Source organism: Streptomyces humicola, from assembly GCF_024436035.1.
Classification (GTDB): domain Bacteria; phylum Actinomycetota; class Actinomycetes; order Streptomycetales; family Streptomycetaceae; genus Streptantibioticus_B; species Streptantibioticus_B humicola.
The window spans coordinates 25,652-52,650 of record NZ_JANFNG010000033.1; the positions used below are offsets into that span (position 1 = coordinate 25,652).

Sequence of the window (26,999 nt, forward strand, 5' to 3'; positions counted from 1 at the left end):
CTGACTCCCTTGTCTGCTCGTGGGTGGTGCGGATGTACGTGAGGGGAGGCGACGCGGGAAGGGGCGCCGGCGCACTGGTCCAGTGTGCACGGCGCCCCACCGCCGCGTGACCCCGTCAGCCCAGGCCGGGGTAGAGGGGGAACTTCGCCGCGAGCGCAGAGACGCGGGATGTCAGCGACTCGGCGTCGCAGGACGGCTTGAGCGCCTCAGCGATCACGTCGGCGACCTCGCGGAACTCCTCCGCGCCGAAGCCGCGGGTGGCCAGCGCCGGCGTGCCGATACGCAGGCCGGAGGTGATCATCGGCGGACGCGGGTCGTTCGGGATCGCGTTGCGGTTGACGGTGATGCCGATCCCGTGGAGGCGGTCCTCGGCCTGCTGACCGTCGAGCTCGCTGTTGCGCAGGTCGACGAGGACGAGGTGCACGTCGGTGCCGCCCGAGAGCACCGAGACGCCCGCCTCGGTGGCGTCAGGCCGCGTCAGCCGCTCGGCGAGGATCTTGGCGCCTTCGAGCGTGCGGCGCTGCCGGTCCTTGAACTCCTGGCTTGCGGCGACCTTGAAGGCCACCGCCTTCGCCGCGATGACGTGCTCCAGCGGGCCGCCCTGCTGACCGGGGAAGACCGCGGAGTTGATCTTCTTCGCGAGCTCCGCGGTGGAAAGGATCACACCGCCGCGCGGGCCGCCCAGCGTCTTGTGCGTCGTCGTGGTGACGATGTGCGCGTGCGGCACGGGCGAGGGGTGCAGACCCGCCGCGACCAGGCCCGCGAAGTGCGCCATGTCGACCATCAGGTAGGCGCCGACCTCGTCGGCGATCCGGCGGAACGCGGCGAAGTCCAGCTGACGCGGGTACGCGGACCAGCCCGCCACGATCAGCTGCGGCCGGTGCTCCTTGGCGAGCCGCTCGACCTCATCCATGTCGACGAGGTTGGTCTTCTCGTCGACGTGGTAGGGGACGACGTTGTAGAGCTTGCCGGAGAAGTTGATCTTCATTCCATGGGTCAGGTGCCCGCCGTGCGCGAGGTTCAGACCCAGGATGGTGTCACCCGGCTTGAGCAGCGCGAACATCGCCGCCGCATTGGCCTGTGCGCCGGAGTGCGGCTGGACGTTGGCGGCCTCGGCGCCGAACAGCTCCTTGACCCGGTCGATGGCGATCTGCTCGGTGACGTCGACGTGTTCGCAGCCGCCGTAGTAGCGGCGACCCGGGTAGCCCTCGGCGTACTTGTTGGTCAGGACGGAGCCCTGGGCCTCCATCACCGCCACCGGAGCGAAGTTCTCCGAGGCGATCATCTCCAGGGTGGACTGCTGGCGGTGCAGTTCGGCGTCGACGGCGGCCGCGACCTCGGGGTCGAGCTCGTGCAGGGAGCTGTTGAGAAGCGACATCAGGTCTGTCTCCTGGCTCACTCGGGGGCGACAGGTGGGCGCAGCGGCGCGCAGCGCCTCGGTTGAGGGTGGTGGTGGGTGACGGGCGTGTATTACAGCGGCGCGCAGCGCCTCGGTTGAGGGTGGTGGTGGGTGACGGGCGGGCGGGTCACTCGCCGATGAAGGCGTCGTACTCGGCGGCGGAGATCAGGTCGCTCGGCTCCTCGGTCAACCGGACCTTGAACAGCCAGCCGCCCTCGAAGGGCGCGGAGTTCACCAGGCTGGGGTCGTTGACGACATCTTCGTTGATCTCGGTGACCTCACCGGTGACCGGCGAGTACAGGTCGCTCACCGACTTGGTGGACTCCAGCTCGCCGCAGGTCTCGCCCGCGGCGACGGCCGACCCGGCCTCGGGGAGCTGGACGAAGACGACGTCGCCGAGCGCGTCGGCCGCGTGAGAGGTGATGCCCACGGTGGCCACGCCGTCCTCGGCGGGCGAGAGCCACTCGTGCTCCTTGCTGTAGCGCAGCTGCTCAGGGTTGATGCTCATGTGGGGAATTCTCCTGGATCGGGGGAGTGCTCGCGAACACGGATTCGGGAATGTTGATCGGGCGAGGGGGCCGGGAAGGGAAGTGGATCAGCGCTCGCGCTTGTAGAAGGGGAGCACGACGACCTCGTACGGTTCTCGCGTCCCGCGGATGTCCACGGCGACGCCTTCGGTGCCGGGGGCCGCGTGCCCGGCGTCCACGTACGCCATCGCGATCGGCTTGCCCAGGGTGGGGGAGGGGGCGCCGGAGGTCACCTGTCCGATCGTGGCACCGTCGGCGTCCACGACGGCGTACCCGGCGCGCGGCACACGGCGTCCGGTGGCGACCAGACCGGCCAGCTTGCGCGGCGGCGTGGCCTGCGCCTTCTCCGCGGCCTGTTCCAGCGCCTTGCGGCCCACGAAGTCGCCGGGCTTGTCGAACTTCACCACGCGGCCGAGTCCGGCGTCGAACGGCGTGAGTGCCGTCGTCAGCTCGTGCCCGTACAGCGGCATGCCGGCCTCCAGGCGCAGCGTGTCCCGGCACGACAGGCCGCACGGCACCAGGCCGTGGGTCTTGCCCGCCTCGGTGAGCGCCTGCCACAGCGCCTCGGCGTCGGAGGGCGCGACGAACAGTTCGAAGCCGTCCTCGCCGGTGTAGCCGGTACGGGCGATCAGCGCGGGGACCCCGGCGACGGTGCCGGGCAGGCCCGCGTAGTACTTCAGGCCGTCCAGGTCGGCGTCGGTGAGCGACGTCAGGATCGCCGGGGAGTTCGGGCCCTGCACCGCGATCAGGGCGTAGGCGTCGCGGTCGTCCCGTACCTGGGCGTCGAAGCGTGCGGCGCGCTCGGTGACCGCGTCGAGCACCACCTGGGCGTTGGAAGCATTGGCGACGATCATGTACTCGGTCTCGCCGAGCCGGTAGACGATCAGGTCGTCGAGGATCCCGCCGTCCTCGGCGCAGATCATGGTGTAGCGGGCGCGGCCGACGGCGAGTGCGGACAGGTGTCCCACCAGCGCGAAGTCCAGGGCCTCGCCCGCCTGCGGGCCGGTCACCGTGATCTCGCCCATGTGGGAGAGATCGAACAGCCCCGCACTGGTACGCACGGCGTTGTGCTCCTCGCGCTCGCTGGCGTAGCGCAGCGGCATCTCCCAGCCGGCGAAGTCGGTCATCGTCGCGCCGAGCGTGCGGTGCACGGCATCGAGCGCGGTGCGGCGCGGAGCGTCGGGGGCGGTGGTCATGTACGGGCTCCCAGGTGCAGGCGTGCCGTGACGTCGCCGAGACGACGTCCTCGGGTTCGGGCGATGAAGGCAGATGGCGGCGGTGTCCTCCCCATCTGTCATCGGAACCTGAGAGGTTCGCCGGAAGCCCCGAACGGGGCGCGGCTTGCACCTTGGGTGGGACAGCCGGGGCTGCCCGCTTTTCAGATGTGCCTCACCTGTGCGGTAACGGGGCCTGAGAGATTCAAGGGAGGGCTTGCTCCTTCGGCGCCCCGGCACATGTTGCGCGATGGCTGGGCTGGGGACTCTCCCGCACGGGTTCGAACGGCCGGTATGCAGTTGGCGCCGCCATCATTGCACGCTCCGGGCCGTGGGTGCCAGGGACGTCCGCGGCGCTGTGCGCGGTCGCGGGGGACGTTAAGGTTCAGCAGGTAGTACGCAGGGCAGCAGGCGGGTGGAGATGGGCATTCCGGCGCAGTACGGGTACGGGGAGCAGGAGCCGGACAGCGTAAACGGTGCAAACGGGGTGAGCAGGATGAACGGGGCGGGCGAGGCGTTCGGTGCGTACGGATCACACGACCCGTACCTCCCGTATGGCCCGTACGGCCCGCGGGGCGCCGACGACTCTGGGCCTCCTGCGGCTCCGCCGGGCGGCGGCTGGCCCGCCAACGACCTCGAAGAGGTCCTCTCCGCCGCGCTCGGCGACCCCGGCGCGACGCCGCGCGTCGTCGAGGTGCTCGGCCGCTCCCAGGTGTGGGTGCCCCTGCCGTCCGGCGGTCCTTCCGCCGATCCGTCCGGCGACCGCACCCCCGACCCCTCCGTCGACCTGCCCGGTATGCAACTGCACGGGCTGCCGTACGTACCGGTCTTCAGCTCGGAGGAGCAGTTCCGGCGCGCCGCGCCCGGCATGCCGTATGCCGTGATGCCGGCCCGTGACTTCGCCCGCGGCCTGCCGCCCGGCGTCGGCATGGCCGTCAACCCCGGCGGAGCCGTCGGCATCCCGCTGCCAGCCGTCGCCGTGGAGGACCTGTGCCGCAGCGGGGCGGGCGGCGGTGACGGCGGACCGTTGAAGGGCGGCCGGGTGCGCTTGTGGGAGCCGGATCCGGACGACGAGCCGGTGGACTTCCTCGCCGCGGCCGCCGGCGAGTTCGCGATCACCCCCGTGGTGCTCTCGGCGCGCCGCGCCCTGGGCTCCGTGGAGGGCGAGCGCCCGACGCTGTTCATCGGCGTCGAACTCGACCGCTGGCAGGAGGAGGACAGGGCGGCCGCGATGGACGCACTCGGCCGGGCACTCGGCGCCGAGTCCGTGCCGTGGGCGGTCAACCTGCTGCTGCTCGACGTCGCACAGGACCCGCTCGCTGATCTGATGCACGACCGGATCTCCCCGTTCTTCTCCCGGGACTGACCCCGGGAGAAACTGGAACGGGCGTGAGGGCATGAGCGTACGAAGGGGCGGTGCCGGGTGAACGCGGGCGCGGCAGGAGGCGTGGGGGGCATCCCGCAGTCGGGCGTGGAGCTAGCGCTGCGCCAGGTGGTGCCCGGCCGCCTCGACGCCTACGAGGCGCTGTTGCACGCGCTCGGCGACGGCCAGGTGTGGATGCTGCTCTGGCAGGGGCAGCCGGGCTCGCCCGACGCCCAGTACGGGAACATGGACGTCGACGGCCACGGCTACGCGCCGTGCGTCACCTCGGCCCTGGAGCTCACCGCCAGCCGCTGGAGCAGATCGCACGAGATCGTCACCGGCCGTGCCATCGCCGCCGAGCTCTACCGTGAACGGTGGGGCCTGTGGCTCAATCCGCACGACGCGTCAGGCGGCGTCGGCATCCCCTGGCTCGATCTGCGGCGCGTTGCCGTCGGACTCGACCGAGTGCCCGCAGGGCCGCTCACCATCACCGAACCGGCTCTGCAGATCCCGCAGTTCTACGCGCTGCTGACGCAGACCGCCTACCGCACACCCGTGGTCCGCGCGCTGCGCACCGCGTGGGTTCACCCCGCCTTCGGTGAGGCCTTCCTGGCGATCGGGGTGGAGCTGTACGACAACAGCCCGCAGTCGGGCGAGGCGGTCCGGGGGATGGTGCAGCACGCGGCGGCCGGCGCCCCGGCAGGACTGCCGCTGTCCACGGTCGCGATGGCGGACGAGTACGACCCGGTCGCGATGTGGATGCGGGCCTTCGCGCGACCGCTGTTCGACCGCGAGGCGTACGGCACCACGGTGGGCGCCACCGGGCCGATACCCGGCGGCGCGCCCGGGCCGGTGCCGGGGCCGCCACCGCCCTCCGTACCTCCCCAGCCTGCGGTGCCGCTGCCGGGCGGGGCGTGGCCCACCGCGCAGAACGTTCAGCCCACCTTCCCCGCGCCGGGCCCCTGGCCACGCCCCTACTGATCCGCTGATCCGTGACTGATCCGTGACTGATCCGTGACTGATCAGCGACTGGGCCGCGACTGGTCCGCTACTGACCGGCCCGCGCGGACGGGCCGCCGGCCAACGCCCGCTCCAACAGCCCCAGCGGCGGGCTGCCCAGCGCCAGCAGCGCACTGTGGAAGCCCGCGAGCGAGTAGCCGGACCCCCACTCCTTGCGCGCGCGCTCCCGCAATCGCATCAGCTCCAACTTCCCCCACGTGTACCGGCCATAGGCGGCATCGAACGTCCCGCGGCGCGCCTCGGAGGCGGCCGCCGCGCGCGCGAGACGGGCGTCGCACACAAAGCGCTCCGTGGCCTCCGCGACGTCCATCGCACCCGTGTGCAGCCCGATCGCACACGTCAGCCGGGTCACCCGGACCAGCGCCTCCAGCGCCACCCCGATGGCGAACCGCGGATCCCCCTCCCGGAACCCCTCCTCCAGGCACATCTCCTCCGCGTAGTGCGCCCAGCCCTCGCAGAACGACAGCGAATGCAGCGCCCGCCGCACATCCGTCGGAGCGTGCCGCAGAGCCCGCCCGTGCGCGAAATGGCCGGGCGCGACCTCGTGCACCGTGATCGCGGGCAGGCTGGTCCGGCTGAAGATCGTCAGCCATTCCTCGCGCTCCCGCTCCGGCCAGTCGGGCTGCGGCGGCGTGATGTGGTACCAGGACGGCGCGTCCGCCTCGTACGGCGCCGCCCACGTCATCATCGCCGACGACCAGCGGCGCGAGGCCGGTGCGGGACCGACCAGGCACTCGCCGTCCGTGTACGGGACAAGGCTCCGCTCCCGGGTGAAGGCGATCACCTCGTCGGCGAGCCGGGCCGCCTCCGGGACCACCCCGTCGGCGTCGGGGTGGTCGGCGAGCAGCTCCGGGACGAGCTCGGCCGTCGTGCGCTTCGGGTCGTACGCCCGGCACGCCTCCTCCAGCAGCCCGGACAGCCGTTCCCGCTCGCGCTCCGCCGTCGCGGCGAGCGCCGACAGGTCGACCTCCACGCCCTCCTGACTCCCCATCAGGCGAGCCAGCGCGGCCCCGCCCAGACGCGGATCTGGGTCGCCGGTCTCCGCGACTCTCGCGACGTGCGCCACCAGCCGCTGGTGCGCCGCGAGCGCGGAGCGCGTCTCCGCCCCCTCCGCCGGGTCGAGCCCGGCCGCAAGACCCTGTACCGCACGCAGCAGCGCCGCCGCGACGACAGCGCTCACCCGGTCGAGCGAGGCGATTGCGGCGTCCACCGCGTCCGGCCACTGCGCCAGATGGCGCCGCCGGGCCGCGGCCCGTTCTTCCTGCGGTGCGTACTCCCGGTCGTAGGCGGTGAGTTCGAGGTTGGACAGATGCACATACGGGTCGCGGCGGTGCAGTTCGAGCTCCCCGAACTGCACATGCAGCGCGTCCTCGAAGACGGTCAGATGCGCCTCGTCCTGGGGATCGGCGAGCGGTTCGCCGTCCCGCCGGGCGCGCGCCAGCGCGTCGAGTCCGCGGCGCACGCCGTCGGGGGAGAGGTCCTGCACCGTGCCGTCGTACTCGTGCAGCCCGGCCATCTCGCGGACTACGGGGACCATCAGGTCGCAGACCGATCGGATTCGGTTGTCCATGAAGGCGACCGTAGCGGCCGTAGGGCCCGGTCAGGGGCGGACGGGGGCGATGCCCGACACGGCTGCGTTGTAGAGCCGCCTGATGTCGCTGCCGAAGTACGAGCTGTACGAGACGTCGGCGGTCGGGCCGCCGGTGTCCCAGCCGCCTATCAGGCCGACGAGATCGCCGGTCTGCCTCGTGCCACCCACGTGGATGAGGAACGGTCCGCCGCTGCTGCCGGTCGAGTAGCCGTTGCACGCGATGCGCAGAAACGATCCGGGCACGTTGCCGGGTGTGAACTTCGTGGTGGCGTTGGTGCAGGTGAGCGGGCGGGAGGCGGAGCCGGGGTAGGCGATCAGCCGCACACTCCCGTAGGTGTAAGGACCGCCGGTGACAAGGGCGTTGGCGCCGACGACGTCCTGCACCTGCTTGCCGTTGCTGCCCGCTCCGAGTTCGGCGAAGGCGACGTCCCACTGGTCGCCCTGCACCCGCCCCTCGGCGTAGTACCGGGGATCGATCCAGATCCGGCCGAGCCCGCTGGAGTCCTGGTCGACCGGGAAGATCCCGTACGGCTGGGGCTTCGCCTTCGTCCACTGCGGTACGAAGGCGATCGGCTCGCCGGGGTTCGCCTGGTCCAGGCAGTGCGCGGCGGTGGCGACGAGGTCGTGGTGCGGGCTGGAGACGACACTGGCGGTGCAGAAGTAGGATCCGCCGCCCCGCATCAGATACATCCGCCCGACCGTCGGCACCCCGCCGAACGGCGTGGAGACCGGCGACGGGCCGCCGGTCCCGGCAGGCGAGGCCGTGGAAGCCGTCGAGGCCGCCGAGGCCATCGAGCGGAGCGGCGGGGCGCTGTCCGCGCTCGACTGCCGCCGGGACTGCGGCAGCGGCTGGGCCTGCGCCATGCGCTGCAGCGTCCAGAACCGCGCCGCGTCCTCGGCCGTCCAGGGCTTGGCGGTGGAACGATTCGGCGCGGGCGCGGGCGCGGGCGCAGCGGAAGGCGCGGGCGCAGGCGCCGCGTTGCCGATGGAGAACGTCCCGATCCCCGCGACCACAGCGCCGGCGATCCCCAGCGTCGCCGCCCTCAACGGCGTTATACGGAACGGTGGTTTGTGGCGCGCCACGGACTTCCCCCAGGATGGTCGGCCCCGGACATGACAAACGGAAGGCAGACTCTACGCGATCGCATCGACGCCATCGCATGGAGCCCGGGGTGCGCGGCGGTCAGGCAGCCGCCCGGTAGAACTGTCGGCGTGACCTCACCCCCGACCCCGCACCTCTTCGACCCCGAAATCCAGCAGGCGCTGGACCTCGCCGGGATCTTCGTCTTCGCGATCTCCGGAGCGTTGCTCGCCGTCCGCAAGAACCTCGACGTCTTCGGCATGGTGGTGCTCGCCGAGGCCACCGGTCTCGGCGGCGGGGTGATCCGGGATCTGATCATCGGTGCCGTCCCGCCCGCCGCCTTCACCAACCTCGGCTACTTCCTCACCCCGCTGCTCGCCGCGGGGCTCGTCTTCTTCCTCCACCCGCAGGTCGAACGGATCACCCGCGCGGTCATGGTCGTGGACGCGGCCGGCCTCGGCCTCTTCTGCGTCACGGGCACGACGAAGGCCCACGCCTACCACCTGGACCTGACAGCCTCCGCCACGCTCGGCGTCGTCTCGGCGGTGGGCGGCGGCGTCATCCGCGACGTGCTGGCGCAGGAGGTCCCGTCACTGCTGCGCTGGGACCGCGACCTGTACGCCGTACCGGCCATGGTGGGCGCCGCCATCGTCGCGCTGCTCTTCCACTTCCACGCCTTCACAGGGGTGGGCGGCGGCATCGCCGCGCTGGTCACCTTCGTCATGCGCCTGCTCGCCATGCGCTACGGCTGGCACGGCCCGCGCGCCTGGCGCCGCCGCAGCGCGCGGGCGGAGGTGGCGCAGGAGATCTGAAGCCGTCCGCGGGGGCGAGAAGGCACAGCCGCTCCTCGTAGAATCGGGATCACCATGGCCTACCTCGACCACGCCGCCACCACTCCGATGCTTCCGGAGGCGGTTCAGGCGATGACGGTGCAGCTCGCCGTCACCGGAAACGCTTCGTCCCTGCACGCGGCCGGACGGCAGGCCCGCCGTACCGTCGAGGAGGCGCGTGAGGCGCTCGCCCAGGCGATCGGCGCGCGGCCCAGCGAGGTGGTGTTCACCAGCGGCGGCACCGAGTCCGACAACCTCGCCATCAAGGGGCTGTACTGGTCGCGACGGGCCGCCGACCCGGCCCGCACCCGCGTCCTCGCCAGCCGGGTCGAGCACCACGCCGTCCTCGACGCCGTGCAGTGGCTCGCCGACCACGAGGGCGCCCACGTCGACTGGCTGCCTGTCGACGCCTACGGGAGGGTGCACCCGGACGCACTGCGCGAGGCAATCGCACGCAATCCCGCCGACGTGGCGCTGGCCACCGTGATGTGGGCCAACAACGAGGTCGGCACCGTTGTGCCGATCCGCGAACTCGCCGACGTGGCAGCCGAGTTCGACGTGCCGCTGCACTCCGACGCCGTCCAGGCCTTCGGCCAGCTCGAGGTCTCTTTCGCCGGCTCCGGCCTGGACGCGATGACCGTGACCGGCCACAAGATCGGCGGCCCGTACGGCGTCGGCGCGCTGCTGCTGCGCCGCGACGCCACCCCCGTACCGCTGCTGCACGGCGGCGGCCAGGAGCGGGATGTACGCTCCGGCACCCTCGACGTGCCCGCCATAGCCGCCTTCGCCACCGCCGCCACGCTCGCCGCCGAGCGGCGCGCCGACTTCGCCCGCGAGGTCGGTGCCCTGCGGGACGACCTCATCGCCAAGATCCGGCAGGCCGTCCCGGACGCGGTCCTCAACGGCGACCCGGCGCCCGATGGCCGCCTTCCCGCCAACGCGCACTTCTCCTTCCCCGGCTGCGAGGGCGACTCACTCCTGCTGCTTCTGGACGCCCAGGGCATCGAGTGCTCCACCGGCTCCGCCTGCACCGCGGGCGTCGCCCAGCCCAGCCACGTCCTGCTCGCCATGGGCGCGGAGAGCGACCGTGCCCGCGGCTCGCTGCGCTTCTCCCTCGGCCACACCTCCACCCAGGGCGACGTGGACGAGCTGGCCAAGGCCATCGGCCCCGTGGTCACCCGCGCCCGTGCGGCGGGGCTCAGCTGAGGGCTGCCCTTACCCTGGACGGGTGATGTCAGAGTTCGCAGGTGTTCCCAGCGGCCCCCGCAAGGGCGGCCTCCTCCGTGTGCTCGCCGCCATGTCCGGCGGCGTGGATTCCGCCGTCGCCGCCGCGCGCGCCGCCGAGGCCGGTCACGAGGTCACGGGCGTCCACCTCGCGCTCTCCGCCAACCCGCAGTCCTTCCGCACCGGCGCCCGCGGCTGCTGCACCATCGAGGACTCGCGCGACGCCCGCCGCGCCGCCGACGTGATCGGCATCCCCTTCTACGTCTGGGATCTCGCCGAGCGGTTCCGTGAGGACGTCGTCGAGGACTTCGTCACCGAGTACGCGGCCGGCCGCACCCCCAACCCGTGCCTGCGCTGCAACGAGAAGATCAAGTTCGCGGCGCTGCTCGACAAGGCGCTCGCCCTCGGCTTCGACGCCGTCTGTACCGGCCACTACGCGAGGATCGTCACCCGCGACGACGGCTCCCGTGAGCTGCACCGCGCCGACGATCACGCCAAGGACCAGAGCTATGTGCTCGGCGTCCTCGACGAGCGCCAGCTCGCCCATGCCATGTTCCCGCTCGGCGACACGCACACCACCAAGGACGAGATCCGCGGGGAGGCCGAGCGCCGAGGCCTCGCGGTGGCCCGCAAGCCCGACAGCCACGACATCTGCTTCATCGCCGACGGCGACACCCAGGGCTTCCTCGCGAAGCGGCTCGGCACCGCCGAGGGCGACATCGTCGACGAGAGCGGGCGCAGGCTCGGCACCCACACCGGCGCCTACGGGTTCACGGTCGGCCAGCGCAAGGGACTGCGTCTCGGCGTCCCGGCACCGGACGGCAAGCCGCGCTTCGTTCTCGACATCTCGCCGGTGAACAACACCGTCACGGTCGGCCCGGCCGAGGCGCTGGAGGTGATCGCGCTCACCGGCATCAAGCCGCGCTGGTGCGGCGAGCCGCCGGCCGGCCCGGGTTCGTACACCGCGCAGCTGCGCGCGCACGGCGACGACGTCCCCGTCACGGCCGAGCTCGTCAGCGACGAGCTGCGGGTTCGCTTCGAGGAGCCGGTGCGCGGCGTGGCGCCGGGCCAGGCGGTCGTGCTCTACGACGGCAGCCGCGTCGTCGGCTCGGCGACGATCGCGTCGACGCAGCGCGCGCGTGACACGGCATCCGCCGGCTCGGGAGCCTGACGCCTCCGCCCCACCGCTCGGCGCTCGGTTACGCTCCCCGCTCATGAGCGACGACGTGCGCAACATCATCCTCGGACTTGCGGCCAGCGCCGTCAGTGCGGGTTTCGGCTGGTTCGTCCGTACCTGCCTATGGCGGCGGCGACTGAGGCGGATGCAGCGCTTCTTCGGGCTGCCGGCCGGCTCCGAATGCCTCCTGGTGGTCAACCGGGACATCAAGGCGGAGAGAGAGACGAGCGTGGGCCGGCACGACGTGTACGCGCTCATGGAACTGGCGGCCGTGGTCAAGGAATGCGGCGCGCACGCCGAGGTCCTGCCGCACGACGCGGTGCAGCAAGGATTCGGCGTCCGCACGGAGTTCTGCGTCGGCGGGCCGGCGTCCAACACGCGCATGGCAGCGCATCTGAGATCCATGCTTCCCGGGGTCACCGTCGACGTCGATGCCCCACCCGGCCCGGACCAGGGCGCCTTCACCATCGGGGGTGAGATCTACCGCAAGGAGAAGGGAGTCGTGGAATACGTCCTGCTGGCGCGCCTTACGGCCGGCAAGGACGCCGGCAACGACCGCCCCGTGTTCCTCGCCTGCGGCCAGCGCGGCATAACCAACCAGGCTGCGATCCGCTATCTCACGCGTCACCATGCCGGCCTCGCGCGCCGCCATGGGGCCGACGCCACCTTCTGCCTGCTGCTCAAGGTCGTCAACTCCCAGGCGTACGGGCCGGACATGGCCGAACTGGTCGCCGACGTGACGCGCACGGCGACCACGGCGCCCGCGAAGGCCGCCTGACAGCAGGTGGTCGAACTCCCCCGCCCCGCGGCGCCTGTCCGGTCCGTATCTGTGGAGTTGCGTCGAGGGGGGCGCGTCATGATTGGGTGAACCGATGCGCACAACCGTACGACGCAGAAGCAGAAAGAGGGTTCGCCGCCTGCCTCGGCTGTTCCGCTATCTGATCGCCGGTGCCATCACCGCGGTGGCGTTGGTACTGGCGGACCGCTGTGCCCTGCTGTACGCGCAGGACAAAGCCGCCGAGGAGATAAAGAAACAACTCGACCTGGCAGCGGCGCCTGAAGTCCGGATACACGGCTTCCCGTTCCTGACCCAGATCCTGGACAAGCAGATCGACCAGGTGGACGCCGTCGTCCCCGACATCCCCGCAGGGCCTGTGACCATCTCGAAGGTGCAGGGCGACGTACGCGACATCCGCATCGTCGGCAGTCTGCCCTCCTCGATCAGCGGCGCCGTCGTCGGCCGGCTGCAGGGGCAGGCGGTGCTCTCCTTCGACGACCTCGACCGGGAACTCGGCAGCTCCCAGGTGAAGTACTCGCAGATGGACGCCGATTCGATACAGGCCGTCGGAACGCTCCCGATGCAGGTGGCCGGTCACACGGTGACGGCACGTGCCCAGGCGCACGTCACCCGGACCGCAGACGTCGTCACCACCCGGGTGGACAACATGCGGCTCGACGTCTCGGGGCTCGGCACGTACACGCCCGGTCCGCAGGGCGGCCTGACCCTCGCGCCCCAGCAGGCGCAGCGGCTCAGCCACGACACGGCGCGCGTGCGTGAGCTGCTCTCCGTCCCCGCGGTCGCCCAGCAGCTCGGCGTCGGCCAGGCAGAGGCCCAGCGCGCCGCGTACGACGCCCAGGCGCTCGCCGAGATCACCGGGAATCCGAAGTTCACCGACGCGCTCACAGCGAGCACCAAGGTCGCCAATGCCGTCGCGCAGAGCCCTGATGCGCTGCGTGCGGTGGGCATCAGCCCGAGCGTGATCACGGACCTGGAGAACCTCAACGTCCCCGGCCTGGCAAGTCAGTTGTCATTTTCGGCCAAGGTTCCCAAGCTCCCAGCCGGTGTTCAGCTCGACGACATCCAAGTCACGGCGGTGGGCGTCCAGGTGAATGTCAGCGGCGTGAACATGCCCCTCGGAAAGTCCGCCTGATGCCACGCCATGCCACGCCACGTACATATGTCCCCGGTGGCTGCGGCGGACGGTCGCCGCACACGACCGTCCGTCGCCGTTTCGGCTATCGTCCGTCTCAGCCTTCGTCAATGATCTCCGTGACGATGATGTCGGAGAGATCGGCCGTCGCGTGGCCCCCCATGCGGCTCACAGCTTCGGCCAATGCCTGCGCCTCTCGGCCGATGGATTCCGTCGGGTCGTCTGATCGCTCCATCACGTGATGGTCCGGCTGTCGGCAGGCAGCCGCTGCCGGGCCGTTCGATAGCCGGATCCCGCCCGTAGAGTGACCGCATGAATATCTGTGTCTTCTGCTCCGCGGCCGATCTCGACGAGCGGTACACCCGGCCTGCCCGCGAGCTCGCCGAGCGGATCGGCAAGGGCGGGCACACCCTCGTGTGGGGCGGATCCGACGCCGGCCTGATGAAGGTGATGGCCGACGGCGTCGAGGAGAACGGCGGCACGCTGATCGGGGTCTCCGTGGGGTTCCTGCAGGACAAGGCACGGTCGCGGGCCGACGTGATGGTGATCGCCGAGGACCTCGCGCAGCGCAAGGCGGAGCTGCTCAAGCGCGCCGACGCGATCGTGATCATGGTGGGCGGCACGGGGACGCTCGACGAGGCGACCGAGATCCTCGAGCTGAAGAAGCACGGCATGCACAGCAAACCGGCTGTGCTTCTCAACACCGCCGGGTTCTACGACGGGCTCAAGCAGCAGTTCGAGCGGATGGAGGCCGAGGGGTTCCTGCCGCTGCCCCTCGCCGAGCTTGTCTTCTTCGCGGAGGACGGGGCGAGCGCCCTCGCCTACATCGAGAAGGCGGCGGGCATGCAGTGAGATGCGCGCGGTGATGCGAGCATGGCGGCATGTCGATTCACGTGATCACCGGTGCCGGCTCGGGCATCGGTGCAGCCCTGGCGCGCCGGCTCCTCGGACGCGGCGACGATCTGTGGCTGCTGGCGCGCGACGCGGGCCGCGCCAAGGAGCTGGCCGAGGAGTTCCCCGGCGCCCGCACCCTCGTCGGCGATCTCGCCGAACCCGACCGGCTCTCCTGGGCGCTCGGTCACCAGGCGCTGCCCGACCGGCTCGACTCGTTGCTGCACGTCGCGGGCGTCGTCGACCTCGGCGAGGTGGTCGAGCTGACCACCAAGGTCTGGAACCGCACGCTCGCCGCCAACCTCGTCGCGCCCGCCGAACTGACCCGGCTGCTCCTTCCCCAGCTGCGGCTCTCCCGCGGTCACGTCGTCTTCGTCAACTCGGGCGCCGGCTTGCGCGCCAACGCCGGCTGGAGCGCCTACGCGGCCAGCAAGCACGGCCTGAAGGCGCTCGCCGACTCGCTGCGCGAGGAGGAGCACGGCAACGGCGTCCGCGTCACCAGCGTCTACCCCGGCCGCACCGCGACACCCATGCAGGAGAAGGTCCACCGGCAGGAGGGCAAGGCCTACGACCCCTCCCGCTGGATCGATCCCGAGTCGGTCGCCACCACCGTCCTGACCGCGCTCGACCTGCCGCGCGACGCCGAGGTCACGGATCTCGGCGTCCGGCCGGGGCGCTGACCGTCCGCCCGTCCTGACCGGCGATTACGCTTCCGTCGTGAGTGATGTCAGCACGCAGAGCACGCAGAGCAGGAAGTCCGGCTGGGGCGCGGGCGCCGCGACCGGCATCGGGTCGATGCCCGGCGCGGACGCCCGGGAGGCGGCCCGGACGGTCACGGGGGAGCTGGAGGCGCTGCCGTTCCTCCCCGAGCTGCCGGCCCGCGGGCCCGGCGCCGACATGATCGGGCGCACGCTCGGGATGCTCGTCGAGCTCTATGCCCGCGTCGAACCCAGCGGCTGGCGCTTCGGCGACCGGCCGGGGCGCGATACGCGGCGCGCGTGGGCATGGCTGAGGGAAGACCTCGACGCGTTCGAGGAGTTCACCCAAGGCTACGAAGGGCCGCTGAAGGTGCAGGCGGTCGGCCCCTGGACGCTAGCCGCCTGCGTCGAGCTGCACGGCGGCCAGGCGGCGCTGTCGGACCCCGGCGCCTGCCGGGACCTGACCGCCTCGCTCGGTGAGGGGCTGCGCCGGCACATCGCGGACGTACGGCGCAGGGTGCCGGGCGCCGAGGTGGTGCTGCAGCTCGACGAACCGTCGCTCACCGCCGTCCTGCAGGGGAGGGTGCGGACCGCGAGCGGCTACCGCACTCACCGCGCCGTCGACCGGGCCGTCGTCGAGGGCGCGCTGCGGGAAGTCGTGACGGCGGCCGGGACGCCGGTGATCGCCCACTCGTGCGCGCCCGCCGTGCCGTTCGGCCTGCTGCGGCGGGCCGGGGTGGCGGGCGTCTCGTTCGATGCCGGGCTGCTCACGGAGGGTGAGTACGACGTGATCGGGGAGGCCGTCGAAGGGGGCACGGCGCTCTTCGCTGGGGTGGTGCCCGGCACGGACGCGGGTTCGAGCGCAGGACCGGCGGAATTGTCAGACCCTGCCGGTAGCGTCAGTGGTGTCAGGTCGCTCTGGCGCAGGCTGGGGCTGCCGCCGGGGACTCTCGGGGAGTCCGTGGTGGTGACTCCGTCGTGCGGTCTTGCGGGGGCTTCGCCCACGTATGCCCGTCGTGCACTGGCGCACTGCGTCAAGGCGGCCCGGACACTCGTCGACGACCCTGAGTGACGGATGGCTGACGGCCGAGTGACGGCACTGTACGGAAGAAGGACTGACGTGGAGATCCCCGCCGAGGTACGCGAGCGGCATGCTCAGCTGGCTGAGCAGGTCGAGGAACACCGCTTCCGCTACTACGTCAAGGACGCGCCGGTCATCAGCGACGCCGAGTTCGACGAGCTGCTGCGGCGGCTGGAGGCGCTCGAGGACGAGTACCCGCAGTTGCGCACTCCCGACTCGCCGACCCAGAAGGTCGCCGGCTCCTACGAGACGGAGTTCACGGAGGTCGCCCACCGCGAGCGGATGCTCTCGCTCGACAACGCCTTCGACGACGCCGAACTCGACGCCTGGGCCGAGCGGATCAGCACGGATCTCGACGGGCTGACGTACCACTTCCTGTGCGAGTTGAAGGTCGACGGCCTCGCGGTCAACCTCACCTACGAGCACGGCCGGTTGACCCGGGCCGCCACCCGCGGTGACGGCCGCACGGGCGAGGACATCACCCCGAACATCCGCACCATCACCGAGATCCCCGACCGGCTGAAGGGCAGCCGCATCCCGGCGCTCGTCGAGGTGCGCGGCGAGGTCTACTTCCCCATGGCCGAGTTCGAGGCGCTCAACGCACGGCTGGTCGAGGCCGGTGATAAGCCGTTCGCCAACCCCCGTAACGCGGCCGCGGGATCGCTGCGCCAGAAGGATCCCCGGGTCACCGCGTCCAGACCACTGCGCATGGTGGTGCACGGCGTCGGCGCCCGCGAGGGCTTCACCATCGACCGCCAGTCGCACGCCTACGAGCGGCTCCACGAATGGGGCCTGCCGACGGCCGCGCACTTCAAGGTCGTCGACTCCATCGAGGGCGTGCGGGAGTTCATCGCGTACTACGGGGAGCACCGGCACTCCGTCGAGCACGAGATCGACGGAGTGGTCGTCAAGATCGACGAGATTCCGCTGCAGGGCAGGCTCGGCTCGACCTCGCGCGCCCCGCGCTGGGCCATCGCGTGGAAGTACCCGCCCGAGGAGGTCAACACCAAGCTCATCGACATCCGCGTCGGCGTGGGCCGTACGGGACGGGTGACGCCGTACGCCGTCGTGGAACCGGTCACGGTGGCCGGCTCCGAAGTCGAATTCGCCACGCTGCACAACCAGGACGTGGTCAAGGCCAAGGGCGTCCTCATCGGCGACACCGTCGTGCTGCGCAAGGCCGGGGATGTGATCCCGGAGATCCTCGGGCCCGTGGCGGATCTGCGAGACGGCAGCGAGCGCGAGTTCGTGATGCCGTCGCAATGCCCCGACTGCGGTACCCCGTTGCAGCCGATGAAGGAGGGCGACGTCGATCTGCGCTGCCCCAACGCGCGCTACTGCCCTGCCCAGTTGCGTGAGCGCATCTACTACCTCGCCGGCCGCAAATGCCTCGACATCGAGAACCTCGGATATGTCGCCGCCGCCGCGCTCACCCAGCCGATCGAACCCGCCGAGCCGCCGTTGCGCGACGAAGGCGATCTGTTCGACCTGACCGTCGACGAACTGCTGCCCATCCGCTCCTACGTCCTCGACCCCGACAGCGGCCTGCCGAAGCGCGACCCCAAGACCGGCGAGGAGAAGGTCGTCACCTTCTTCGCCAACCAGAAGGGCGAGCCGAAGAAGAACACTCTTGCGATGCTCGAGAACATCGCCGCCGCCAAGGAGCGTCCGCTCGCCCGGATCATCACCGGCCTGTCCATCCGCCACGTCGGGCCGGTCGCCGCCGAGGCGCTGGCCCGCGAATTCCGCGACCTGGACCGGATCGCGGAGGCGGCCGAGGAGGAGCTGGCCGCCGTCGAGGGCGTCGGCCCGACCATCGCCGCCTCGGTCAAGCAGTGGTTCTCCGAGGCATGGCACCGGGAGATCATCGAGAAGTGGCGTGCGGCGGGCGTGCGATTCACCGAAGAGGGCTCCGGCGAAGGTCCTAGGCCGTTGGAGGGGGTGACGGTCGTCGTCACCGGAACGCTCCAGAATTACACACGGGATGGCGCGAAAGAGGCGCTCGCCGGGCGCGGCGCGAAGGTCACCGGATCGGTCTCCAAGAAGACCGGATTCGTCGTGGTGGGGGACAACCCCGGCTCCAAGTACGACAAGGCGGTCCAGCTCAAGGTGCCGATCCTCGACGAGTCAGGCTTCGAAGTGCTGCTCGAACGGGGTGCGGAGGCCGCGCAGGAGGTGGCCGTGAACCCGTCTGAATAGTCCAGGAGTTCACCCGTTCGGCGCATACCAGACGGATGTGCTGTGCAGGGTTCCATTCGGGCAACCCCTGTGGATCGCTGCCCGCAACAGGCTTTTGCAGCCTACTGTTGAGGTGCGCTCCTGCCGGGCATCAATCTTGCAGCCGGGCGTGGCCATCCGCGGGCGCAGCACACCTGGCTGTGAGAGGGACGGGCATGAAACCGACGGAGAACGCCGGAACGGCGCCGCGCCAGCGGCCCTCCGCCGTACCGCTGGTGCACCCGGCGGTGCTGCGCGGAGCAGTCGTGGCCGCGGCGGCACTGGCACTGGTCGGGGGAGTCACCGATCTGCTGCTCGACGGCCGTGCACTCTTCCCCGGCGGGCCCGCCGGGTGGGCGTTCGCCGTTCTGACCGGTCTCATCGTGGGCCACCTCGTCGCCCTCGGCCGCGACCGCTGGTGGGGCGGCACCGGCTCGGGCGCGGCGCTGACGCTCGCCGTGCTGCTGCTCTACGGCTATGTGCCGGGCGTCCTGGTCAGCCTGGCGGTGGTGGTCCTCGTCGGGGCGGCGCGCCGGCACCGGTGGCGGCAGGCGCTGCTGCACGGCGCAGTGGACATCCTCGGCATAGGCGCGGCCGCCCTTGCCCTGGTGGCGACCGGCGGCCACCCTTCGGTCGAACACCCGTGGACCCCCGACAGCTGGGGCATCGCCGCCGTACCGGCCGTCCTCGCCGCCGCCCTGTGCTACCTCGCGGCGACCCGTGCGCTGCTGTGGTACGCGGTCGCCCCGCGCGGCGGTGTCGGGCTGCGCAGCGTGGCCCGTACCGCGCTCGTGCGGCAGGCGCTCGTCGGCGTCGCGCTCCTCGGGATCTCCCCGCTCATGGCTGTCGTCGCGGTCCATCTGCCGGTGCTGCTCCCGCTGTTCGCGGTGCCGCTCGTCGCGCTCGACTCCACGCTGTGGATAGCGCGCGCCCGCGCCGAGGAGCAGTTGCGCGACCCGCTCACCGGCCTGCCCAACCGCCAGTGGCTGCTGGAACGCACCTGGTCCGCGCTGGACCACGCCGAGCGGCTCGGCGAACGCGCCGCCTTGGTCCTGATCGACCTCGACCGCTTCCGCTCCGTCAACGACACCCTCGGGCACCTGGCCGGCGACCGCCTGCTGCTGCAGATCGCCGACCGGCTGCGGCTCGCGCTGCCGCGCGGCGCGGAGGCCGCCCGCCTCGGCGGCGACGAGTTCGCGGTGCTGCTGCCCGGCTGCGACTCCCCGACCCGCGCCCAGCGGGTGGCCCGCACTCTCGTGGCGGCGCTCGGTTCGCCCCTCAACCTCGACGGCCTCACGCTGGTACTGGAGGCCAGCGCCGGCGTCGCGGTCTTCCCGGACCACGCCGTTGACGCCGAGGGGCTGCTGCGCCGCGCGGACGTGGCGATGTACGAGGCGAAGCGGGACCGCAGCGGTGTCGAGGTGTACGAGGCGACACGGGACGGAAACACACCGGACCGGCTCGGTCTGCTGGGCGACCTGCGGCGCGCGCTGGACTCCGGCGACGTCGAACTGCACTACCAGCCCAAGGTGCGGTTCGACGGCAAGGTGGCGGGACTCGAAGCCCTGGTGCGCTGGGTGCACCCGGAGCGCGGCCGGGTCAGCCCCGAGGAGTTCATCGCCATCGCCGAGACCTCCGGCCTGATGCCGCAGTTGACGGAGTACGTGCTGGAGACCGCGCTCGCCCAGGTCGCGCGGTGGCGGAACATGGGTATCGATGTGCCCGTCGCCGTCAACGTCTCGCCGCGCGACGTGCACACCCCCGGCTTCGCCGGCTCCGTCGCCGCCCGGCTCGCCCGTCACGGAGTCCCGCCAGGCGCGCTGCAGCTGGAGATCACCGAGCACGTCCTGCTGGAGGACCCGCAGCGCGCTGCGGACACCCTCGCGGGCCTGACCGGCCACGGCGTGAAGATGTCGCTGGACGACTTCGGCACGGGTTATTCCTCCCTCGTCCACCTGCGCCGCCTGCCGGTGAGCGAGCTGAAGATCGACCGGTCCTTCGTGGCCAGGCTCGTCGTCGACACCGAGGATGCCGAGATCGTCCGCTGCACGGTGGACCTCGCGCACTCGCTCGGCCTGCTCGTGGTGGCCGAGGGCGTCGAGGACGACGAGACATGGGAACGCCTGCGGGACATGGGCTGCGACGCCATACAGGGCTGGCTGGTGGCGGCGGCGATGCCGCCGGAGGAGACGACGGCGTGGCTGCGCATCCGCGCGAAGAGCGGCTGGCACCGCGGGGACGACGCGGACGATCTCGCCGGGAGGGCAGCGGAGGCCGAGAGGGCCGCCGTGCCCGAGAAGACCGCCGAGGCGGCGGAGGCCGCGGAGGTCGCGCAACGGCCGTCCGGCCAGGTTGTGAAGTGATGTGACACCCCCGCGCTGATGCTCCCGCAACCTCGCCGGAGCCGGACGCCGGGCGAAACCGTTTCGCGGGGCAGGTGCGCGCCGCCATAGGATTGGCCGCGGAACCCACACACTCACCCCTGAGGATCGCTGCATGCCTGGCATCACGCGCGAGGAGGTCGCCCACCTCGGCCGGCTGTCGCGTCTTGAGCTGAAGGACGAAGAGCTCGATCACTTCGCCGGACAGCTCGACGAGATCATCGGCGCGGTGGCGCGCGTCTCCGAGGTGGCGGGCGAGGACGTCCCGCCCACCTCGCACCCGCTGCCGCTCACCAACGTCATGCGCCCCGACGTCGTCCGGCCGTCGCTGACCCCGCAGCAGGCGCTGTCCGGCGCCCCTGCACAGGAGCAGCAGCGCTTCAAGGTGCCGCAGATCCTGGGGGAGGAGTGACCGTCATGGCTGACCTGACACGGCTCACCGCCGCCGAGACCGCGGCCGCCATCGCCTCCGGCGAGGCCTCCGCGGTGGAGGTGACCCAGGCCCACCTGGACCGCATCGCCGCCGTCGACGAAAAGGTGCACGCCTTCCTGCACGTCGACACCGACGGCGCGCTGGGGGCGGCCGAGGCGGTCGACGCCAAGCGAGCCAAGGGCGAGGAGCTGGGCCCGCTCGCCGGTGTCCCGCTCGCGCTCAAGGACATCTTCACCACCGAGGGCGTGCCGACCACCGTCGGCTCCAAGATCCTCGAAGGCTGGATCCCGCCGTACGACGCGACGCTCACCAAGCGCCTGAAGCACGCCGGCGTCGTCATCCTCGGCAAGACCAACATGGACGAGTTCGCCATGGGGTCCTCGACCGAGAACAGCGCGTACGGCCCGACCGGCAACCCGTGGGACCTGACCCGCATCCCCGGTGGCTCCGGCGGCGGCTCCGCCGCGGCGCTCGCCTCCTTCCAGGCGCCGCTGGCGATCGGCACGGACACCGGCGGGTCGATCCGCCAGCCCGCGGCCGTCACCGGCACCGTCGGCGTCAAGCCCACCTACGGCGGCGTCTCCCGGTACGGGATGGTGGCCTTCTCGTCCTCCCTGGACCAGGGCGGGCCGTGCGCCCGTACCGTCCTCGACGCGGCGCTGCTGCACCAGACCATCGCCGGCCACGACCCGATGGACTCCACATCCATCGACGCGCCCGTGCCGCCGGTGGTCGAGGCCGCTCGCAACGGGGACGTCCGGGGTCTGCGCGTCGGCGTCGTCAAGGAGTTCGCCGGCGAGGGCTACCAGGCCGGCGTCATGCAGCGCTTCACCGAGTCGGTCGAGCTGCTGCGTGAGCTGGGCGCCGAGGTCGTCGAGGTGTCCTGTCCGTCGTTCACGTACGCGCTCGCCGCGTACTACGTGATCGCGCCCTCCGAGTGCTCCTCGAACCTGGCGCGCTTCGACGGCCTGCGCTACGGCCTGCGGGTCGCGGACGACGGCACGCACTCCGCGGAGGAGGTCACCGCGCTGACCCGCGAGGCGGGCTTCGGCCCCGAGGTCAAGCGCCGCATCATGCTCGGCACGTACGCGCTCAGCTCCGGCTACTACGACGCGTACTACGGCTCGGCGCAGAAGGTCCGCACGCTGATCACCCGCGACTTCCAGCGTGCGTTCGGCGATGTGGACGTGCTCGTCTCGCCGACCACGCCGACCACCGCGTTCCCCATCGGGGAGCGTGCGGACGACCCGATGGCGATGTACCTCGCCGACCTGTGCACCATCCCGGCCAACCTTGCGGGCAATGCGGCGATGTCGCTGCCGTGCGGCCTCGCGCCCGAGGACGGGCTCCCGGTCGGACTGCAGATCATCGCCCCGGCGATGGCGGACGACCGACTCTACCGGGTGGGAGCCGCGGTCGAGGCCGGCTTCGTGGAACGCTGGGGCCACCCGCTGCTGGAGGAGGCACCAGCGCTGTGAGCGTCGACCGCGCGGCCGCCGGGCCGCAGATGACATTCGAAGCCGCGCCCCTCGCCGCGCGGTCGCAGAAGCGAACGGAGGCACGGTGAGCACCTTGCAGAAGGCCAAGGGCTTCAAGAAGTCCAAGCCCGGCACCTACCTGTCCATCGGCACCACGCTGTTCGGTTCGGTGGGCGTGATCAAGCAGGCGCGCACCGCACGCAACGATCACGACACGCTCAAGCTGATCGACGCGGTCGTCGGCGGCGTGGCGATCGTCACCGGCGTGGCCCTGCTCGTACGCGAGCTGCGCCGGATGGACAGCGGCGACGTGCTTGCCGACTGACGCGGGCTGAGAGGGAAAGTTTTCCGTGACTGTCACTGACGAACTGGTGTCGTACGAGGACGCGCTGGAGTCCTACGACCCCGTCATGGGCCTCGAGGTCCACGTCGAGCTCGGCACCAAGACCAAGATGTTCTGCTGCTGTTCCACCAGCCTCGGTGCCGAGCCGAACAGCCAGACCTGCCCGACCTGCCTCGGGCTGCCCGGCTCGCTGCCGGTCGTCAACGCGACCGGCGTGGAGTCGGCCATCAAGATCGGTCTCGCGCTCAACTGCGAGATCGCCGAGTGGTGTCGCTTCGCCCGGAAGAACTACTTCTATCCGGACATGCCGAAGAACTTCCAGACCTCGCAGTACGACGAGCCGATCGCCTTCAACGGCTATCTGGACGTCGCCCTGGAGGACGGCGAGATCTTCCGGGTCGAGATCGAACGCGCCCACATGGAGGAGGACACCGGCAAGTCCACCCATATCGGGGGCGCCACCGGCCGGATCCACGGAGCCTCGCACTCGCTGCTCGACTACAACCGGGCCGGCATCCCGCTGATCGAGATCGTCACCAAGCCGATCGTCGGCGCGGGGGCGCGGGCGCCCGAGGTCGCCAAGGCGTACGTCACCGAGCTGCGCGAGCTCATCCGGGCGCTCGGGGTCTCCGAGGCCCGCATGGAGATGGGCCAGATGCGCTGCGACGTCAACCTGTCGCTGCGCCCGAACGGCACCGAGACCTTCGGCACCCGCTCGGAGACGAAGAACGTCAACTCGCTGCGCTCCGTTGAGCGTGCGGTGCGCTTCGAGATCCAGCGGCACGCCGCGGTGCTCGACTCCGGCGGCACGGTGGTGCAGGAGACCCGGCACTTCAACGAGGACACCGGTTCGACCACCTCCGGCCGGATCAAGGAGGAGGCCGAGGACTACCGGTACTTCCCCGAGCCTGACCTGGTGCCCATCGCTCCCGAGCGTGCATGGGTCGAGGAGTTGCGCGCCGCCCTGCCGGAGCTGCCACGGGTGCGCCGCCAGCGGCTCAAGGCCGAGTGGGGCATCTCCGACCACGAGATGCAGTCGGTGCTCAACGCCGGCGCGATCGATCCGATCGTCGCGACGATCGACGCGGGCGCACCGGCCGACCAGGCACGCAAGTGGTGGATGGGCGAGCTGGCCCGCCGCGCCAACGAGGACGACGTGGAGCTGTCGGCGCTGCCGATCACCCCGGAGCAGGTGGCGCGGGTGTGCGCGCTGGTCGCCGAGGGATCGCTCAACGACAAGCTGGCCCGCCAGGTGATCGAGGGCGTGCTCGCGGGCGAGGGCGACCCGGATCAGGTCGTCGACAAGCGCGGCCTTGCGGTCGTCTCGGACGAGGGCGCGCTGGGCGCCGCTGTGGACGAGGCCATCGCGGCGAACCCGGGCGTCGCCGACAAGATCCGGGGCGGCAAGGTCGCCGCTGCCGGTGCGCTCGTCGGCGCCGTGATGAAGGCGACGCGTGGCCAGGCGGACGCGGCGCGGGTGCGCGAGCTGATCCTGGAGAAGCTCGGCGTTCAGGGCTGAACTGCACATACAGCGCACAAGGGGCGGGGCTCCCGTGGCGGGAGCCCCGCCCCTTGGTGCTCTTCGGTGCGGTGCTCTTCGGTGCACCGAGGTGCTCTCCGGGCCGCCGATTGCCTTATCCGAGGCGGCGTAAGGCGGAAATAAGCCCTTGTGAGGAAGCACACGAAAGCCGCAAAGGATCTCTTAATGCTGCCACTGTTGAGGGCTGGACGGCACGGCTTCGGCCGCCGTTGATCGGCATTCGGGCGCCATCGGACAGGGAAGCAGACAGGTATTCAGGGTATGGCCGTACTCGCCCGGTGGTGTCTTCACCGCCGCCTCGCCGTCATCGTTCTGTGGCTGGCAGCCCTCGCAGGCGTCTCGACCGCCGCGGCCCTCACCGGCTCCGCGTACTCGCAGAACTACTCCGTCCCCGGCACGGAGTCCGACAAGGCGGCCGCGCTGTTGCGGGAGGCGTTCCCCGGCCGGACCGGCGACACCGACACCATCGTCTGGCACACCACGGGCACCAAGGGCACCACGGTCAGGGCCGCCTCCGTGGAGCAGCGGATGACCGGCGCCCTCGACAAGGTCGCGGGGCTCCCCGGCGTCGGGAGCGTGACCAGTCCGTACACCGTCGACGCCGCAGCAGAGGCCGACGGCACCGCGCAGATCAGCCCGGACGGCCGCACCGCCTACGCCACCGTGACCTTCGACGCCTCCACCGACCACCTCAAGGCGAGCGAGGTCCAGCGCGTTGTCGACACCGCCAAGGCGGCCTCGTCGAGCGATCTGCAGGTGGAGCTCGGCGGCGATGGCATCGGGCTCACCGAGCAGTCCACCGGGCACCTCAGTGAGATCATCGGCATCGCGGTCGCGGCCGTCGTCCTGCTCTTCGCCTTCGGTTCGGTCGCCGCGATGTGCCTGCCCATCGCCACCGCCGTCGTCGGCGTCGGCACCGCGTACATGGGTATCCAACTGCTCGGGCATCTGATGACCGTCGCCGACTTCGCACCGATGCTCGGCACGCTCATCGGCCTCGGCGTCGGCATCGACTACGCGCTGTTCATCGTCACCCGGCACCGCAGAGGGCTCAGACGCGGCCTGAGCGTGCAGCAGGCGGCGGAATGCGCGGTGGCCACCTCCGGGCGTGCCGTGGTCTTCGCGGGCGGCACCGTTTGCGTCGCCGTGCTCGGGCTGCTCGCACTCGGCCTGAGCTTCCTCAACGGCGTGGCGATCGCCGCCTCGCTCACCGTCCTGCTGACCGTAGCGGCCTCCGTGACGCTGCTGCCGGCGCTGCTCGGCGTCATCGGCGAGCGGGCGCTCAGCAAGCGCGAGCGGCGGCGGCTCGCCGAGCACGGCCCGATACCCGAGCTGCCGACCGGGCTTGCCGCCCGCTGGTCCGCCTTCGTCGAGCGTCACCCGAAGCTGCTCGCGGGCGTCGCCGCCGCTGTCATGCTCGTCCTAGCGGTGCCCACCCTCTCCCTGCGCCTCGGCACCTCCGACCAGGGCAACGACCCGGCAACGTCCACCACCCGCAAGGCGTACGACATGATCGCCGAGGGCTTCGGGCCCGGCGTCAACGGACCGCTCCAGATCGTCGCCCAGACCTCCAACGCCGCGGACCGGGTCGCCGCCGACGAACTCACCGACACCCTACGCACCACGCCTGGTGTCGCCTCCGTCACGGCGGGCAGCACCCAGGGCGCCGGGGACATCGAGGTGATCACGGTCGTCCCCACCAGCTCTCCGCAGTCGCAGGCGACGAGCGACCTGATCGACCACCTGCGCCACGACGTGATCCCGCGCGCCGAGCAGGGCACCTCGCTGCAGGTCTACGTCGGCGGTGAGACGGCCGGCTACGACGACTTCGCGGCGGTGCTCGTCGGCAAGCTGCCGCTCTTCGGCGGGGTGGTCATCGCTCTCGGCGGGGTGCTGCTGCTCGTCGCCTTCCGCAGCCTCGGCATACCGCTCAAGGCGGCGCTGATGAACATGGCCGCCGTCGCCTCCTCGTTCGGCGTGGTGGTGGCGATCTTCCAGTGGGGCTGGGGCAGCGAGCTGATGGGGCTGGGCAGGGCGGGCCCGATTGAGCCCTTCCTGCCGGTGATCATGCTCTCGGTGCTTTTCGGGCTCTCCATGGACTACCAGGTCTTCCTGGTCAGCCGGATGTACGAGGAGTGGCTCGCGACCCGCGACAACCGGCGCGCGGTACGCGTCGGGCTCGCCGAGACCAGCCGCGTGATCAACTCGGCCGCGGTAATCATGATTTCGGTATTCCTCGCCTTCGTGCTCAGCGGCGACAGGACGATCGCGATGTTCGGCATCGGGCTCGCGGCCGCCGTCGCGCTGGACGCGTTCGTCCTGCGTACCCTCCTCGTTCCGGCGCTGATGCACCTGCTCGGCGGCGCCAATTGGTGGCTGCCCGCATGGCTGGACCGACGGCTGCCCAGAATCGGCATCGAACCGCCCGAGGAGGTCCACCCCGCCGTGGCTGCCGAGTTCGGTGTCCAGACCGAGCCGAACGGGCGCGCAGCGGGAGCCGGCGCCGAGGCGGACCCGATACGGGATCCCGGATAGGGCGCTTCTAAGGCACCGGGCGCCGACAGGGCCTGTCGCCTAAGG

General features: G+C 71.2%; 23 protein-coding genes and 1 riboswitch. Of the genes, 17 read left to right on the plus strand and 6 right to left on the minus strand.

What is annotated here, in order from left to right:
- Positions 1 to 115 precede the first annotated feature (115 nt).
- From glyA to gcvT, 3 genes are all read right to left on the minus strand, one after another.
- Positions 116 to 1,378: a serine hydroxymethyltransferase gene (gene glyA / locus NGB36_RS28130; RefSeq protein WP_255923373.1), complete on the minus strand. Its 1,263-nt coding sequence runs from the start codon at positions 1,376 to 1,378 to the stop codon at positions 116 to 118.
- A 148-nt stretch (positions 1,379 to 1,526) separates the two neighbouring features.
- Positions 1,527 to 1,907 (minus strand): glycine cleavage system protein GcvH, encoded by a 381-nt coding sequence (gene gcvH / locus NGB36_RS28135; protein WP_255923374.1) that lies wholly within the window; start codon positions 1,905 to 1,907, stop codon positions 1,527 to 1,529.
- Positions 1,908 to 1,994: 87 nt separating this feature from the next.
- The gene (gene gcvT, locus NGB36_RS28140; RefSeq protein WP_255923376.1) at positions 1,995 to 3,122 is read right to left on the minus strand and encodes a glycine cleavage system aminomethyltransferase GcvT; all 1,128 of its coding nucleotides are present in this window, start codon (positions 3,120 to 3,122) and stop codon (positions 1,995 to 1,997) included.
- A 192-nt stretch (positions 3,123 to 3,314) separates the two neighbouring features.
- Positions 3,315 to 3,424, minus strand: a riboswitch (glycine riboswitch).
- A gap of 203 nt (positions 3,425 to 3,627) precedes the next feature.
- Here gcvT and NGB36_RS28145 point away from each other — a divergent pair.
- Together NGB36_RS28145 and NGB36_RS28150 are read left to right on the plus strand one after the other, a co-directional pair.
- Positions 3,628 to 4,506, plus strand: coding sequence for an enhanced serine sensitivity protein SseB (locus NGB36_RS28145; RefSeq protein ID WP_255923377.1), 879 nt, complete (start codon positions 3,628 to 3,630; stop codon positions 4,504 to 4,506).
- 81 nt (positions 4,507 to 4,587) lie between these two features.
- On the plus strand, positions 4,588 to 5,484 hold the full coding sequence (locus NGB36_RS28150) for an enhanced serine sensitivity protein SseB C-terminal domain-containing protein (RefSeq protein WP_372509548.1): 897 nt from the start codon (positions 4,588 to 4,590) through the stop codon (positions 5,482 to 5,484).
- 67 nt (positions 5,485 to 5,551) lie between these two features.
- Here the strand turns inward: NGB36_RS28150 and NGB36_RS28155 are convergent, their stop codons facing one another.
- Together NGB36_RS28155 and NGB36_RS28160 are read right to left on the minus strand one after the other, a co-directional pair.
- On the minus strand, positions 5,552 to 7,093 hold the full coding sequence (locus NGB36_RS28155; RefSeq protein ID WP_255923379.1) for a DUF885 family protein: 1,542 nt from the start codon (positions 7,091 to 7,093) through the stop codon (positions 5,552 to 5,554).
- A 30-nt stretch (positions 7,094 to 7,123) separates the two neighbouring features.
- Positions 7,124 to 8,197, minus strand: coding sequence for a trypsin-like serine peptidase (locus NGB36_RS28160; protein WP_255923380.1), 1,074 nt, complete (start codon positions 8,195 to 8,197; stop codon positions 7,124 to 7,126).
- Positions 8,198 to 8,326: 129 nt separating this feature from the next.
- Between NGB36_RS28160 and NGB36_RS28165 the strand changes: the two genes are divergently transcribed.
- The 5 genes from NGB36_RS28165 to NGB36_RS28185 all read left to right on the plus strand — a co-directional run bounded on the left by NGB36_RS28165 (position 8,327) and on the right by NGB36_RS28185 (position 13,357).
- Positions 8,327 to 9,007, plus strand: coding sequence for a trimeric intracellular cation channel family protein (locus NGB36_RS28165; RefSeq protein WP_255923381.1), 681 nt, complete (start codon positions 8,327 to 8,329; stop codon positions 9,005 to 9,007).
- Between the two features lie 54 nt (positions 9,008 to 9,061).
- A complete protein-coding gene (locus tag NGB36_RS28170) occupies positions 9,062 to 10,231 on the plus strand; it encodes a cysteine desulfurase family protein (protein WP_255923382.1) in 1,170 nt (389 codons plus the stop codon).
- 25 nt (positions 10,232 to 10,256) lie between these two features.
- A complete protein-coding gene (mnmA, locus tag NGB36_RS28175; RefSeq protein ID WP_255923383.1) occupies positions 10,257 to 11,420 on the plus strand; it encodes a tRNA 2-thiouridine(34) synthase MnmA in 1,164 nt (387 codons plus the stop codon).
- A 43-nt stretch (positions 11,421 to 11,463) separates the two neighbouring features.
- Positions 11,464 to 12,204 (plus strand): hypothetical protein, encoded by a 741-nt coding sequence (locus NGB36_RS28180; RefSeq protein WP_255923384.1) that lies wholly within the window; start codon positions 11,464 to 11,466, stop codon positions 12,202 to 12,204.
- A 94-nt stretch (positions 12,205 to 12,298) separates the two neighbouring features.
- On the plus strand, positions 12,299 to 13,357 hold the full coding sequence (locus NGB36_RS28185; protein ID WP_255923386.1) for an LmeA family phospholipid-binding protein: 1,059 nt from the start codon (positions 12,299 to 12,301) through the stop codon (positions 13,355 to 13,357).
- A gap of 97 nt (positions 13,358 to 13,454) precedes the next feature.
- Here the strand turns inward: NGB36_RS28185 and NGB36_RS28190 are convergent, their stop codons facing one another.
- Positions 13,455 to 13,592 carry a hypothetical protein gene (locus tag NGB36_RS28190; protein ID WP_255923387.1) on the minus strand — a complete coding sequence of 46 codons (138 nt, stop codon included), beginning with the start codon at positions 13,590 to 13,592 and terminating at the stop codon, positions 13,455 to 13,457.
- 77 nt (positions 13,593 to 13,669) lie between these two features.
- On the opposite strand from NGB36_RS28190, the gene NGB36_RS28195 reads away from it, so the two are divergent.
- From NGB36_RS28195 to NGB36_RS28240, 10 genes are all read left to right on the plus strand, one after another.
- A complete protein-coding gene (locus NGB36_RS28195) occupies positions 13,670 to 14,209 on the plus strand; it encodes an LOG family protein (RefSeq protein ID WP_255923388.1) in 540 nt (179 codons plus the stop codon).
- Positions 14,210 to 14,238: 29 nt separating this feature from the next.
- A complete protein-coding gene (locus NGB36_RS28200; RefSeq protein ID WP_255923389.1) occupies positions 14,239 to 14,928 on the plus strand; it encodes an SDR family oxidoreductase in 690 nt (229 codons plus the stop codon).
- A 37-nt stretch (positions 14,929 to 14,965) separates the two neighbouring features.
- On the plus strand, positions 14,966 to 16,018 hold the full coding sequence (locus NGB36_RS28205; RefSeq protein ID WP_255923390.1) for a methionine synthase: 1,053 nt from the start codon (positions 14,966 to 14,968) through the stop codon (positions 16,016 to 16,018).
- A gap of 54 nt (positions 16,019 to 16,072) precedes the next feature.
- Positions 16,073 to 18,226: an NAD-dependent DNA ligase LigA gene (gene ligA, locus NGB36_RS28210; RefSeq protein WP_443741615.1), complete on the plus strand. Its 2,154-nt coding sequence runs from the start codon at positions 16,073 to 16,075 to the stop codon at positions 18,224 to 18,226.
- Between the two features lie 194 nt (positions 18,227 to 18,420).
- Positions 18,421 to 20,607, plus strand: coding sequence for a putative bifunctional diguanylate cyclase/phosphodiesterase (locus NGB36_RS28215; RefSeq protein WP_255923392.1), 2,187 nt, complete (start codon positions 18,421 to 18,423; stop codon positions 20,605 to 20,607).
- A gap of 133 nt (positions 20,608 to 20,740) precedes the next feature.
- Entirely contained in the window at positions 20,741 to 21,037 is a 297-nt protein-coding gene (gatC, locus tag NGB36_RS28220; RefSeq protein ID WP_255923393.1) for an Asp-tRNA(Asn)/Glu-tRNA(Gln) amidotransferase subunit GatC, read from the plus strand.
- Positions 21,038 to 21,042: 5 nt separating this feature from the next.
- Complete coding sequence (gene gatA, locus NGB36_RS28225; RefSeq protein ID WP_255923394.1) at positions 21,043 to 22,536, plus strand: Asp-tRNA(Asn)/Glu-tRNA(Gln) amidotransferase subunit GatA; 1,494 nt, start codon at positions 21,043 to 21,045, stop codon at positions 22,534 to 22,536.
- Positions 22,537 to 22,621: 85 nt separating this feature from the next.
- Positions 22,622 to 22,861, plus strand: a complete 240-nt coding sequence (locus tag NGB36_RS28230) for a hypothetical protein (protein WP_255923395.1) — start codon at positions 22,622 to 22,624, stop codon at positions 22,859 to 22,861.
- 25 nt (positions 22,862 to 22,886) lie between these two features.
- The gene (gatB, locus tag NGB36_RS28235) at positions 22,887 to 24,398 is read left to right on the plus strand and encodes an Asp-tRNA(Asn)/Glu-tRNA(Gln) amidotransferase subunit GatB (RefSeq protein ID WP_308288936.1); all 1,512 of its coding nucleotides are present in this window, start codon (positions 22,887 to 22,889) and stop codon (positions 24,396 to 24,398) included.
- A 282-nt stretch (positions 24,399 to 24,680) separates the two neighbouring features.
- Positions 24,681 to 26,954: an MMPL family transporter gene (locus tag NGB36_RS28240; protein ID WP_255923396.1), complete on the plus strand. Its 2,274-nt coding sequence runs from the start codon at positions 24,681 to 24,683 to the stop codon at positions 26,952 to 26,954.
- The last annotated feature ends 45 nt before the right edge of the window (positions 26,955 to 26,999 follow it).

Excerpts from the sequence above, each read along its gene's own strand:
- glyA (WP_255923373.1), bottom strand. The coding sequence starts at position 1,378 with ATGTCGCTTCTCAACAGCTCCCTGCACGAGCTCGACCCCGAGGTCGCG.
- gcvH (WP_255923374.1), bottom strand. The coding sequence starts at position 1,907 with ATGAGCATCAACCCTGAGCAGCTGCGCTACAGCAAGGAGCACGAGTGG.
- gcvT (WP_255923376.1), bottom strand. The coding sequence starts at position 3,122 with ATGACCACCGCCCCCGACGCTCCGCGCCGCACCGCGCTCGATGCCGTG.
- NGB36_RS28155 (WP_255923379.1), bottom strand. The coding sequence starts at position 7,093 with ATGGACAACCGAATCCGATCGGTCTGCGACCTGATGGTCCCCGTAGTC.
- NGB36_RS28170 (WP_255923382.1), top strand. The coding sequence starts at position 9,062 with ATGGCCTACCTCGACCACGCCGCCACCACTCCGATGCTTCCGGAGGCG.
- mnmA (WP_255923383.1), top strand. The coding sequence starts at position 10,257 with ATGTCAGAGTTCGCAGGTGTTCCCAGCGGCCCCCGCAAGGGCGGCCTC.
- NGB36_RS28180 (WP_255923384.1), top strand. The coding sequence starts at position 11,464 with ATGAGCGACGACGTGCGCAACATCATCCTCGGACTTGCGGCCAGCGCC.
- NGB36_RS28185 (WP_255923386.1), top strand. The coding sequence starts at position 12,299 with ATGCGCACAACCGTACGACGCAGAAGCAGAAAGAGGGTTCGCCGCCTG.
- NGB36_RS28190 (WP_255923387.1), bottom strand. The coding sequence starts at position 13,592 with ATGGAGCGATCAGACGACCCGACGGAATCCATCGGCCGAGAGGCGCAG.
- NGB36_RS28195 (WP_255923388.1), top strand. The coding sequence starts at position 13,670 with ATGAATATCTGTGTCTTCTGCTCCGCGGCCGATCTCGACGAGCGGTAC.
- NGB36_RS28200 (WP_255923389.1), top strand. The coding sequence starts at position 14,239 with ATGTCGATTCACGTGATCACCGGTGCCGGCTCGGGCATCGGTGCAGCC.
- NGB36_RS28215 (WP_255923392.1), top strand. The coding sequence starts at position 18,421 with ATGAAACCGACGGAGAACGCCGGAACGGCGCCGCGCCAGCGGCCCTCC.
- gatC (WP_255923393.1), top strand. The coding sequence starts at position 20,741 with ATGCCTGGCATCACGCGCGAGGAGGTCGCCCACCTCGGCCGGCTGTCG.
- gatA (WP_255923394.1), top strand. The coding sequence starts at position 21,043 with ATGGCTGACCTGACACGGCTCACCGCCGCCGAGACCGCGGCCGCCATC.
- NGB36_RS28240 (WP_255923396.1), top strand. The coding sequence starts at position 24,681 with ATGGCCGTACTCGCCCGGTGGTGTCTTCACCGCCGCCTCGCCGTCATC.